The sequence below is a fragment of the Micromonospora sp. NPDC003816 genome, assembly GCF_042874705.1.
GTDB lineage: Bacteria > Actinomycetota > Actinomycetes > Mycobacteriales > Micromonosporaceae > Micromonospora.
Genome location: NZ_JBIANP010000018.1, coordinates 50,714 through 61,685, shown reverse-complemented (window position 1 = coordinate 61,685; position 10,972 = coordinate 50,714). Strand labels below are relative to the sequence as shown.

At 72.4% G+C, this 10,972-nt stretch carries 12 protein-coding genes; 6 read left to right on the top strand and 6 right to left on the bottom strand.

The window, feature by feature from the left end; all coding sequences use genetic code 11:
• Window positions 1–525: 525 nt before the first annotated feature.
• A complete protein-coding gene (tyrS, locus tag ACFYTT_RS30030) occupies window positions 526–1,812 on the bottom strand; it encodes a tyrosine--tRNA ligase (protein ID WP_387264274.1) in 1,287 nt (428 codons plus the stop codon).
• 99 nt (window positions 1,813–1,911) lie between these two features.
• On the opposite strand from tyrS, the gene ACFYTT_RS30025 reads away from it, so the two are divergent.
• The 4 genes from ACFYTT_RS30025 (at window position 1,912) to ACFYTT_RS30010 (ending at window position 4,362) form a co-directional block, all read left to right on the top strand.
• Complete coding sequence (locus ACFYTT_RS30025; protein ID WP_387264263.1) at window positions 1,912–2,304, top strand: PaaI family thioesterase; 393 nt, start codon at window positions 1,912–1,914, stop codon at window positions 2,302–2,304.
• 150 nt (window positions 2,305–2,454) lie between these two features.
• The gene (locus ACFYTT_RS30020) at window positions 2,455–3,681 is read left to right on the top strand and encodes an NRAMP family divalent metal transporter (RefSeq protein ID WP_387264260.1); all 1,227 of its coding nucleotides are present in this window, start codon (window positions 2,455–2,457) and stop codon (window positions 3,679–3,681) included.
• Entirely contained in the window at window positions 3,678–4,058 is a 381-nt protein-coding gene (locus ACFYTT_RS30015) for a hypothetical protein (RefSeq protein WP_176093327.1), read from the top strand. Before ACFYTT_RS30020 ends, ACFYTT_RS30015 begins: the two co-directional genes overlap by 4 nt.
• Window positions 4,045–4,362, top strand: a complete 318-nt coding sequence (locus ACFYTT_RS30010) for a PRC-barrel domain containing protein (protein ID WP_387264257.1) — start codon at window positions 4,045–4,047, stop codon at window positions 4,360–4,362. Before ACFYTT_RS30015 ends, ACFYTT_RS30010 begins: the two co-directional genes overlap by 14 nt.
• Here ACFYTT_RS30010 and ACFYTT_RS30005 read toward each other — a convergent pair.
• The 3 genes from ACFYTT_RS30005 to ACFYTT_RS29995 all read right to left on the bottom strand — a co-directional run bounded on the left by ACFYTT_RS30005 (window position 4,359) and on the right by ACFYTT_RS29995 (window position 7,172).
• Window positions 4,359–5,843: a hemolysin family protein gene (locus ACFYTT_RS30005; RefSeq protein WP_387264254.1), complete on the bottom strand. Its 1,485-nt coding sequence runs from the start codon at window positions 5,841–5,843 to the stop codon at window positions 4,359–4,361. The two genes, ACFYTT_RS30010 and ACFYTT_RS30005, sit on opposite strands and share 4 nt — an antisense overlap.
• Window positions 5,844–5,990: 147 nt before the next feature.
• On the bottom strand, window positions 5,991–6,626 hold the full coding sequence (locus ACFYTT_RS30000) for a hypothetical protein (RefSeq protein ID WP_131054948.1): 636 nt from the start codon (window positions 6,624–6,626) through the stop codon (window positions 5,991–5,993).
• A 66-nt stretch (window positions 6,627–6,692) separates the two neighbouring features.
• On the bottom strand, window positions 6,693–7,172 hold the full coding sequence (locus tag ACFYTT_RS29995; RefSeq protein ID WP_131054947.1) for a GNAT family N-acetyltransferase: 480 nt from the start codon (window positions 7,170–7,172) through the stop codon (window positions 6,693–6,695).
• 155 nt (window positions 7,173–7,327) lie between these two features.
• On the opposite strand from ACFYTT_RS29995, the gene ACFYTT_RS29990 reads away from it, so the two are divergent.
• Entirely contained in the window at window positions 7,328–8,083 is a 756-nt protein-coding gene (locus ACFYTT_RS29990) for a hypothetical protein (protein ID WP_387264251.1), read from the top strand.
• A 79-nt stretch (window positions 8,084–8,162) separates the two neighbouring features.
• The gene (locus ACFYTT_RS29985) at window positions 8,163–9,008 is read left to right on the top strand and encodes a universal stress protein (protein ID WP_131057738.1); all 846 of its coding nucleotides are present in this window, start codon (window positions 8,163–8,165) and stop codon (window positions 9,006–9,008) included.
• Between the two features lie 50 nt (window positions 9,009–9,058).
• Here ACFYTT_RS29985 and ACFYTT_RS29980 read toward each other — a convergent pair whose 3' ends face one another.
• Together ACFYTT_RS29980 and ACFYTT_RS29975 are read right to left on the bottom strand one after the other, a co-directional pair.
• Complete coding sequence (locus ACFYTT_RS29980) at window positions 9,059–9,682, bottom strand: FMN reductase (RefSeq protein ID WP_387264248.1); 624 nt, start codon at window positions 9,680–9,682, stop codon at window positions 9,059–9,061.
• Entirely contained in the window at window positions 9,679–10,809 is a 1,131-nt protein-coding gene (locus tag ACFYTT_RS29975; RefSeq protein WP_387264245.1) for an LLM class flavin-dependent oxidoreductase, read from the bottom strand. The genes ACFYTT_RS29980 and ACFYTT_RS29975 overlap by 4 nt, the downstream gene beginning before the upstream one ends.
• Window positions 10,810–10,972: the final 163 nt, after the last annotated feature.

The window sequence follows — 10,972 nt, the reverse complement described above, 5'->3', positions numbered from 1 at the left end:
TTGGCACTGGCTTATCAAGCACCCTGTTGAGTTCTCAAAGAACAACCACACACCATCAGAACACCCACACCAGCAGGCACCCCTCCGGGGCATCACCCGCACCCACCTCGCGGCGGGCACTTTTACTACGTTACCCGCTGGTTTCAACCGTGTCAAACCCGCTTCCGCTGGTTTGTCACGCTTCCACCCTTTTGTCGGGCACCACAGATACGTTCGGCTATCGCCGCTCGTCTCGTGGCTTTGGCAGGCCGGCCGCTTGCGGTTTCCCGCTAGCTCGCCCGGTTCCCTGCCGGTCGTCAACCCTACCCGGTCGGTTCCGCCTCGCCAAATCCGCCTCGCGGCGAATCGGGGTGCACCACCCGGCCTCGGTTTCGATGAGTGTATCCACCGCACTCGAGGGGTTGACCAGCACCCCGGCCTTAGGTCTTTCGACCGTTTCGTCCGTTCCGCGCTGACAGAGAGAAAGTTACGCGCCCGACGGATTGATCGTCAAATCCGCCGGACGCGTCCCGCGTCACACCGCGCTCAGCTCGCCACTTCGACGCCGGCGAACGAGCGCTTGCCCCGTCGCAGCACCAGGTACCGCCCGTGCAACAGGTCCTGCGCCGTGGGTACGGCGTCGACCTCGGTCACCCGCTCGTTGTTGAGGTAGGCACCACCCTCGGTGATCACCCGACGGGCCTCCTTCATGCTCGGCACCAGGCCGGACTCCTTGAGCAGGGTGGCCACGTCCGGTAGCTGGTCGAGGCGTACCAGGCCGGCCTCGGCGAGCGCGGCGCGCAGCGTCACCGGCGTCAGGTCGGCCAGCGAGCCCCGCCCGAACAACGCCTGGCTGGCGGCGACCACCTGCGCCATCTCGCGTTCGCCGTGGACCAGGGTGGTCAACTCCTCGGCCAGGGCCCGTTGTGCCGCCCGACCCGCAGGGCGCTCCGCACTCTCCTTCTCCAACGCCTCCAGCTCCTCCCGGGAGCGGAAGCTGAAGTAGCGCAGGTAACGGCCGATGTCCCGGTCGTCGACGTTGATCCAGAACTGGTAGAAGGCGTACGGGCTGGTCATCTCCGGGTCGAGCCAGACCGCGCCGCCCTCGGTCTTGCCGAACTTCGTGCCGTCCGACCTGGTGACCAGTGGAGTGGTGAAGGCCTGGACCGGGCCGAGCCCGCGACGGCGTACGTAGTCCACGCCCGCGGTGATGTTGCCCCACTGGTCCGAGCCGCCGAACTGGAGCTGGCAGCCGTGCCGGCGGTGCAGCTCGAAGAAGTCGTTGGCCTGCAGGAGTTGGTAGCTGAACTCGGTGAAGCTGATCCCGCTCTCCAGCCGGGCCCGCACCACCTCCCTGGCCAGCATCTTGTTGACCGGGAAGTGCTTGCCGACGTCGCGGAGGAACTCGACCACCGACATCTCGCCGGTCCAGTCCAGGTTGTTGACCAGTTCGGCGGCGTTGTCCCCGGAGTACGAGACGAACGGGGCGAGCTGGTCGCGGATGCGGCCCACCCATCCGGCCACCACCTCGGGGGCGTTGAGCGTCCGCTCCGCGCTCTCCTTCGGGTCACCGATCTGCCCGGTCGCGCCGCCGACCAGCAGGAGCGGTCGGTGCCCGGCGAGCTGGAGACGGCGGGCGGTGGTGACCTGCATGAGGTGGCCGGCGTGCAGGCTCGGCGCGGTCGGGTCGAAGCCGACATAGAACGCGGCCCCGCTGCCGTCGAGCAGCCCGCGCAGCTCGTCGGGGTCGGTGGAGTCCTGGATCAGGCCGCGCCACCGCAGGTCATCGGTCAGGGAGTCCCGCCGGGGCGGCGGGGGGCTGCTCTCGGTCACGGTCACCGATTCTCCCCCATCGGCCGGGTTCGGCCCTACCGGGTCAGCCCGTGCCGACGCTCCGGTTACGCTGACGACGCCAAGATCGAGGAGGCTGCCGTGGAGTTCCCGGACGTGTCGAGCGGCTTCGCCGGACTGCTCGGGCTGGAGTTCACCGAGATCAGCGGTGACCGGGTGACGATTCGCTGGCGGGTACGCCCGGAGTTGCACCAGCCGTACGGGCTCCAGCACGGCGGGGTCTACTGCGCGGTGGTGGAGACGGCGGCCAGTGTGGGCGGCGGTGTCTGGCTGGGTGAGCGGGGGCAGGTCGTCGGCGTGTCCAACCAGACGGACTTCCTGCGGGCGGTGCGCGACGGCGAGTTGACCGCGGTGGGCACCCCGGTGCACCGGGGACGCAGCCAGCAGCTCTGGCAGGTGGAGATCACCGACGCGGATGGCCGGCTGGTGGCCCGCGGCCAGGTACGCCTGCAGAACCTCTACCCGAACGCCTGACCCCGACCGGACGTCCGACGCCGAGGCGCGGCTCGGTGGTGCGCGCACCTGACCACGGCTGAGCCCGGCAGCGGATGCCGGTTTTATGGAAAATTGACGCGTTAACGGCGATATGGTCGCGTCGATGACCGCGCCCGCCCCGCCGCCGACGTGAGGAAGCTGCTCGCCGCCACGCTCGGCATCCTGTCCGCGGTCGGCGGCTTCGTGGACATCGGCGACCTGGTCGCCGCCGGGCAGGCCGGCGCGCGATTCGGCATGGCGCACACCTGGGTGCTGCTGCTCGGGGTGGTCGCCATCTGCGCGTACGCCGAGATGGCCGGACGGATCGCGGCGGTGACCGGCCGGGCGGTCTTCGACCTCGTCCGGGAACGGCTCGGCGCGCGGGTGGCCCTGGTCAACCTGGCGGCGTCGTACCTGGTCACGGTGATCACGCTGGCCGCCGAACTGGGCGGGGTGGCGCTGGCGCTACGGCTGGCCACCGGAGTGCCGTACCTGGTGTGGGTGCCGATCGCCAGCGCGGCCGTCTGGCTGGTGCTGTGGCGGATGCGCTTCCCGCTGATGGAGCGGGTGTTCGGACTCGCCGGGTTGACCCTGGTGGTCTTCGCGGTGGCGCTGTTCTGGCTGCCCACCGATTGGGCGGAGCTCGGCCGCAGCGCGATCTCGCCGAGCGACTCCGGGCAGGGCTGGGGCGCGTACTGGTTCGTGGCGGTGGCGTTGTTCGCCTCCACGGTCAGCCCGTACGAGGTGTTCTTCTTCTCCTCCGGCGGGGTGGAGGAACGCTGGAGTACGGCCGACCTGGCCGACGCCCGGTTCAGCGTGCTGGTCGGGTTCCCGATCGGCGGGTTCCTCGCGTTGTCGCTGATCGCCACCGCCGCCGTGGTGCTGCGGCCGGCCGGGTTGACGGTGAGCAGCCTGGACGAGGTCGCCCACCCGGTCGTGCTGGCCTTCGGCACGGTCGGACTGGCGGTGGCGGCGTTGGCGTTCTTCGCCGTCACGTTCGGCGCCGCGTTGGAGACCGGGCTCTCCGCCGCGTACGCCGCCGCGCAGTACTTCGGGTGGCAGTGGGGCAAGCGGGTCAGCCCGCGCGAGGCGGCACGGTTCCACACCGTGCTGCTGGTCAGTGTGCTGCTCGGGGTCCTGCTGCTGCTCACCACCATCGACCCGGTGACGCTCACCGAGTACATGCTGATCATCAGCGCGGTGGCGTTGCCGCTGACGTACCTGCCGATCCTGGTGGTCGCCAACGACCGCACGTACCTCGGCGACCGGGTCAACGGGCGGGCACTCAACCTGCTCGGCGCGGTGATCCTGCTGGTCATCGTCGCGGCGGCGATCGCCGCCGTTCCGCTGGCCGTGGGCACGAGGATGGGACAGTGAGGATCGGGGTGAGCCGACAACTGCTGGACCGCCAACTCGTCGACGTGGCGGGTCGGCTGGTCGGCAAGGTGGACGACGTGGAGTTCGCGTTCGACGCGAACGGCGTGCCGTACCTGTGCACGCTGCTCAGCGGGCCCGGCGCGCTCGGCGCACGGGTCGGCGGACGGCTCGGACGGATGCTGGTGCTCACCGCCGAACGCTTCGTCACGGACCGCCCGGTAGCGCCGCTGCGCATCCCGTACGACCTGGTCGACCGGGTCGACAGCGCGGTGCGGCTGCGGGTACCGGCCGAGGAGCTGACGCCCTCACCGGTGGAGGAATGGCTGCGTCGCAGGTTGATCGGCCGCATCCCGGGGTCCGGCCGTGCGAGCGGGTGAGCTGCTCGGCCGGACCGTGTACGACGAGCACGGCCGGCGGCTGGGTCGGGTGGTCGACCTGGTGGTGCGGGGTGGTCCGGCCGGGCCGCTGCGGTTGACCGACCTGGTGGTGACCCGGCACTGGTACGGCCGGGTGAGCGGGCGTCTGATCGGGCCGGAGCGGCATCCGTCCGCCCCGTGGGCGCTCCGCGCGGTGGCCCGGCGACTCGGCCGCAGCACCGTGCAGGTGCCGCTGCACCGGGTCCGGCTGGATCCCCCGCTGCCGGAACCGCCCGGCGACGGGGTGCCGCCGGACGGGCCCTAGGGTCGGGTCCCGTCCAGCACGGTCCGCTCGTCCGGCGTCGGCTCCGGCGTCTCCGTCCGCGCCTGGCCCGCGCGACCGGCCGCAGACGGACCCGTCGGGTCCGTCCATGCCCTCGGCGGGTCGGCCGGGGGCGGGACCTCCGCGTCGGCCGGCGGGTGCTCCGACGGGTCGGTCGAGGACCGCTCGGCGGAGTCGGTCGGAGTGTCCGGGTCGCCGGGCCGGCACAGCCGCAACCCGTGGATGGCCCGGGTGTCGACCTCGGTGACCTCCAACAGCCAGCCGTCGACGGTCACGTGCTCGCCCTGGGTGGGGATGCGGCCCAGGGCGGCCAGCACCAGGCCGGCGATGGTGGTGTAGTCGCCCTCCGGGCGGCTGGGCAGCTCCACGGAGATGTCCGGCAGGTCGTGCACCGGGAAGGTGCCGGGCAGCAGCAGCGCACCGTCCGGCTCGGTGCGCACCGAGCGCACGTCCCGGTCGGTCTCGTCGTAGATCTCGCCGACGATCTCCTCCAGGATGTCCTCCAGCGTGACGATGCCGTCCACGGCGCCCCGCTCGTCCACGACCAGCGCCATGTGCTGCCGTTCGGCCTTGAACTGGCGCAGCGCGTCGACCACCGGCACCGAGTCGGGCAGCAGCATGGGCGGGCGGACGTACTCGTCGACGGGCCGGTCGTCGCGGACGCCGACCAGGTCGCGCAGGTGGATGACGCCGACCGCCTCGTCCAGCCCGCCGTGCCGGACCACCGGCGCCCGGGAGTGCCCGGACGCGGCGAGCACCAGCCGGGCGTCCTCGGCGGTGGTGCCGCTGTCCAGACAGAAGACCCGCAGCCGGGGCACCAGCACGGCGCGCAGCCGGCGGTCGGCGATCTCCACCGCCCCGGCGATGATGGTCTGCTGTTCCTTGGTGAAGCCGTGGTGGCCGGAGACGATGTCCCGCAGCTCGTCGGGGCTGATCTCGTCCGGTTCCGGCTTCGGGTCGAGCCCGAACAGCTTCACCACCAGGTCGCTGGTGGCACCGAGCACCCACACCACCGGCCGGGTGAGGGCGGCGAGCAGATCGAGGGGGCGGGCGACCAGCAGCGCCCAGCGCTCCGGCACCTGCATCGCGATCCGCTTCGGGGCCAGTTCGCCGAAGACCAGGGTGACGAAGGTCAGCACCAGCGTGACCAGGACGATCGCGACCATCTCGGCGGCCCGGCCGAAGACGTCGTCCAGCAGTGGCACCAGCGGCCGGGCCAGCGACACGGCGGCGGCGGCCGAGGCGAGGAAGCCGGCCAGGGTGATGCCGATCTGGATGGTGGCCAGGAAGCGGTTCGGGTCCCGGGCGAGCCGGGCCAGCACCTGTCCGGCCCGGCCGGTGCGCTCCAGCCGCTGGACCTGGCTGTCCCGCAGCGACACCAGTGCCAGCTCACTACCGGCGAAGATCGCGTTGATCACGATCAGGACTCCGACCAGGGCCAGCTGGCTCCAGTAGCTCTGCACGCCCGGTTCTCTCCCTCACTGGACCACGCCGGGTGGCGTCGCCGGCGGAGGCCCCGCGGCGTAGCGGTGCCAATTCCCCGTCGTCCCGACGCCGAATCCTGGTATCGGAAGGAGGCTTCCGCCCGGGCGCGGCACCGACGCGGAAGGTCAGCTCGACGGCACCGTCGGTGCCGGCAGGTCCAGTACGAACGAGTCGCCCTCCCGGCGGAAGCCGAGCCGGTGGTAGTACGCGCCGACCATGCCCGGTGGGCTGACCACACGGCGGAAACCACGCTCGGTGAAGAGGCTGCTGCGCCGGTAGACGAACTCGCCCGGGGTGAAGTCGCGAAACGGCGGGGTGACGTAGTCGAGGTCGATCTGGGCGACGCCGTCGCCGACGTCCCGGGCCAGCACCACGCCGACCACCTCGTCGGCGCGTACCACCAGGAAGGCCGTGCGGCCGGCCACCCGCCCCGGGTGGAAACCGGGGTTGAACCGGGCGATGTCGGCGGCGTGTACCCGCAGCGTGTGGGCCAGGAAGGCGTCGTCGGCACCGACCTCGACCACCTGGTAGGTCTGCTCGTCGTGCCGGGTGGTGAGCAGCCCGCGCAGGTACCACACGTTGATCACGGCCAGCACGACGTTCAGCCCGACCATGGGCCACACCTGCACGGCGGCGTTGTAGCCGATCAGCACGAAACAGCCGACCAGGTTGAGGGCGCGCAGCCGCAGGATGCGCGTCTGCAGCAGCGACCAGACCAGCAACGCGGAGCCGGCCCAGCCGACGAGATCCAGCCAGTTCACCCCGCGAGGGTAGTCGCCGCCCAGGTCAACGCCCCGGCGGGGCGGACGGTCAGGCGGGGCGGACGCTCAGGCGGGCAGTTCCAGGACGTACTCGTCGACCTCCTGGTCGCGGGCCGGGGCGTACCCCCGGTCGGTGCCGCGCACGACGAACCCGCAGCGACGCAGCACGGTCAGCGAGCCGGCGTTGTCGACCGCCGCGCGCGCGTGCAGCGGCCGTCGGGTCACCTCCTCCAGCAGCGCGCCGAGTGCCCGCGTGGCGTGGCCCCGGCCCCACCGGGCCGGATCGATCCAGTAGCTGACCTCGGTGCGGTCCCCGACGGGAAAGGCCAGCACGTAACCGACCACGGTGTCCCCGACGGTCGCGGTGCGGGACACGATGTCCGGGTCGGTCAGGATCCGGACCCAGCGCGCGGCGAACACCCGCGGGTCTGCGGGGTCCGCCGGACCGAAGGCGGCCATCCGGTTGGCCTCGAGGTCGAGCTGGTGGGCGTAGAACTCCGGCAGGTCGTCCTCGCCGACGGGCCGCAGTCGCAGGTCGTCGGTCATTCCTCAGACGATACGCAGTGACTCCTTCGGTCGGGCAGGGCCGTTGGTCCCGGGCCACGCGGGCGGATCGCCCCTGCCGCCCGGCGTCGGACCGGACCAGGCTGGCACCGGGAGAGCCGTCAGCGGGACGGCCCCGGCACAGGGCGGAGCGGACGTTGGCCGGACAGGTCCAGGTCACCGGCGGGACGACGACGGCGCGCACCGGCGTGGTCGTGGAGGGGGCGCACGGCGCCCGCACCGAGAGGCGGTGGGCGGTACGGCACGTGGTCGCCCCGGACGGCGACCGCTTCGACGTGACCGGCACCGGGTACGCCCCGTTCGGCGGCGTGCACCGCGACGGCACACCGGTGGCCGTGCCGGACGAGCTGCGCCGCCTGGCGCGGGCCGGGCTGCTCTGCGCCGACGCCTCGGTGGCCCCGCCGGACGCCGACCGACCGGACTGGTACGCCGTCGGCGATCCGGTGGAGGCGGCGCTGGTGACCTTCGCGGCCCGTTGCGGGCTGGACCCGGTCTCCACCCGGACGGCCTGGCCACGGATCGCCGCCCGCCCCTTCGACCGCCGGTTGCGCCGGACGACCACGGTGCACCGCTGCTGCGACCGCCGGTACCTGGTGGTCTGCACGGGTACGCCGGAGGGGGTGCTGCGCATGCCGCTGCTCGACGCCGTCGACGGGGACGTGACCACCCTGACCGCCGCCGCGCAGCGGATGGCCGACACCGGGCTGCGGGTGCTGGCGCTGGCGGCGGCCCTGGTGGGGACGGCACCGGTCGACACCGCCCACCCGGTCGGGTTGCGTCCGCTGGGGCTGGTCGCGGTCGGTGATCTCGCGGAGTCCGCCGGCCGACCCGGCCACCCGGATCGGAACCGTGGTCCACGGACCGTGGCCGCGCCGGGTGGGTCAGGCTGGTAGCGAGCGGGCATGGTGTGTCGGGGCCGGTCCCGGCCAGGGACGGCCCCGACAATTGGGCAGAGGCGAATCTGGAGGGCCGATGAACCGACCTGTCGTGGTGGGGGTGGACGGATCACCGCCGAGCCTGGTCGCCGCGGAACACGCGGCACAGGCCGCGGTCTGGCGGTCCCGCCCGCTGCACCTGGTGCACGGTTACCTGCACCCGCTCGGCTACGGGGTGCCGATCAACCCGTACGAGGTGGGGGTGCCGGCACCGACCGAGGACGGCCGGAAGATGCTCGAACAGACCTCCGCCGAGCTGGCCGACCGGTGGCCGGGGCTCACCGTCGAGGTACGCCAGGTGGCCGGAGGCCCAGGCGCGACGCTTGTCGAGGAGTCCCGGCGGGCGGAACTGGTCGTGGTGGGCAGCCGGGGTCTCGGCGGCTTCGCGGGGCTGCTGCTCGGTTCGGTCGGCACCCAGGTCGCCGCGCACGGTCACTGTCCGGTGCTGGTGGTCCGGCCGCCGGACCGTCCCCTGCCGACGGAGGGGCCGGTGCTGGTCGGGGTGGACGGCTCCGAGTCGGCCGAACTGGCCCTCGGGTACGGCGCCGAGGAGGCGGTCCGGCGCGGCGGCACGCTGGTGCTGGCGCACGTCGCCGACGAGCGACACACGGACGACGGCGGGGAGGCGGCGGCACTGCTGGCCACGGCGGCGGCCTCGGCCCGGGGCAGCCACCCGGGGCTGACCGTGGCGGAGCGGTTGATCACCGCGGCGAAGCCGGACCAGGCGCTGATCGAGGCGACGTCCGACGCGGCCCTGGTGGTGGCGGGCTCCCGTGGTCGGGGCGGCTTCGCCGGCCTGCTGCTCGGCTCGGTCAGCCAGGCGCTGGTGCAGCACGCCCGCTGCCCGGTGCTGGTCGCCCACCCGCACGGACCGGAGGTCTGAGTCGCCGACGCCCTCGCCGTGGTCACGGCGAGGGCGTCCGCGTCGTACGGTCAGGAATTGCCGCCGCGCAGCAGCCGCTCGAAGTCAGTGCCGAGCGCGAACGGGTCGGCCGGCCCGCTCGACGGAGCGGCACGGTGCACCTGCTCGGCGAGTTCACCGGCGGCACGGGTGATCCGGGACCGCAGCGCGCCCTCGGCCGTACCGCCGGACCAGTCCTCGGAGGCGGCGAACACCGCCGTCGGCGTCACCACCGACCGCAGGTAGGCGAACATCGGGCGGAGCGCGTGCTCCAGCGCGAGGGAGTGCCGGGCGGTGCCACCGGTGGCCCCGATCAGCACCGGCCGTCCGCCCAGCGCGTCGGCGTCGAGCAGGTCGAAGAACGACTTGAACAGGCCGCTGTACGAGGCGTTGAAGATCGGCGTCACGGCGATCAGCCCGTCCGCGCCGGTGACCTGGTCGAGCACCTGTCGCAGGGCCTCCGGGGCGAACCCGGTGAGCAGGTGGTTGACGATGTCGTGGGCGTACTCGCGCAACTCGACGTGGTGCAGCTCGACCTGCTCGCCGCGCCCGACCAGCTCGTCACGGGTGGCCGTGGCGAGCTGGTCGGCGAGCAACCGGGTCGACGACGGCTGGCTGAGGCCCGCCGAGACGACGGCGATCGCGCGTACGGTCACCGCTCCCCCTCCGCCGACGCGGCGCCGGCCAGCGCGTCGCCGCCCGAGGCGGCCCGCTCGGCGGCGGCGCGCAGCGAGGCGTGCGTCGGTGCCGCAGGTACGTGGGCGGGCCGCAGCGACTCGAACTCCTTGCGCAGCACCGGCACGACCTCCTCGCCGAGCAGGTCGAGCTGCTCCAGCACCGTCTTCAGCGGCAGGCCGGCGTGGTCGACCAGGAAGAGCTGACGCTGGTAGTCGCCCACGTACTCCCGGAACCCGAGGGTCCGGTCGATCACCTGCTGCGGGCTGCCCACGGTCAGCGGCGTCTGCGAGGTGAACTCCTCCAGCGAGGGGCCGTGCCCGTAGACCGGCGCGTTGTCGAAGTACGGCCGGAACTCGCGGACCGCGTCCTGGGAGTTGCGGCGCATGAACACCTGCCCGCCGAGGCCGACGATGGCCTGGTCGGCGGAGCCGTGGCCGTAGTGCGCGAAACGCTGCCGGTAGAGGCCCACCATCCGGCGGGTGTGCTCGGCCGGCCAGAAGATGTGGTTGGCGAAGTACCCGTCGCCGTAGTACGCGGCCTGCTCGGCGATCTCGGGGCTGCGGATCGAGCCGTGCCAGACGAAGGGCGGCACGCCGTCGAGCGGTCGCGGCGTCGAGGTGAACGACTGCAACGGGGTACGGAACTTGCCCGACCAGTCGACCACGTCCTCCCGCCAGAGCCGGCGCAGCAGGTCGTAGTTCTCGATGGCGAGCGGGATGCCGTTGCGGATGTCCTGCCCGAACCAGGGGTAGACCGGGCCGGTGTTGCCGCGCCCCATCATCAGGTCGACCCGGCCGTCGGCCAGGTGCTGGAGCATCGCGTAGTCCTCGGCGATCTTCACCGGGTCGTTGGTGGTGATCAGCGTGGTCGCGGTGGACAGCAGCAGCCGCTCCGTGCGGGCGGCGATGTAGCCGAGCATGGTGGTGGGCGACGAGGGCACGAACGGCGGGTTGTGGTGCTCGCCGGTGGCGAAGACGTCGAGACCGACCTCCTCGGCCTTGAGCGCGATGGCCACCATCGCCTTGATCCGCTCCGCCTCGGTCGGCTCACGACCGGTGGTCGGGTCGACCGTGACGTCGCCGACGGTGAAGACTCCGAACTGCATGACAGCTCCTCGTGTCGTCCGACCCGGGCGGTTCGTACCCGGCGTCGCGGACAACATATTTGACTCGTCAACTATTCCGTAACCCCGGCCCCCACCAGTGTCCCCCGTCACGCCGCGCTCATCCGCCCGGCCGAGGACGCCGCCGGGAAGCCGAGGACGCCGC

Excerpts from the sequence above, each read along its gene's own strand:
- ACFYTT_RS29975 (WP_387264245.1), bottom strand. The coding sequence starts at position 10,809 with ATGCAGTTCGGAGTCTTCACCGTCGGCGACGTCACGGTCGACCCGACC.
- ACFYTT_RS29995 (WP_131054947.1), bottom strand. The coding sequence starts at position 7,172 with ATGACCGACGACCTGCGACTGCGGCCCGTCGGCGAGGACGACCTGCCG.
- ACFYTT_RS29985 (WP_131057738.1), top strand. The coding sequence starts at position 8,163 with ATGAACCGACCTGTCGTGGTGGGGGTGGACGGATCACCGCCGAGCCTG.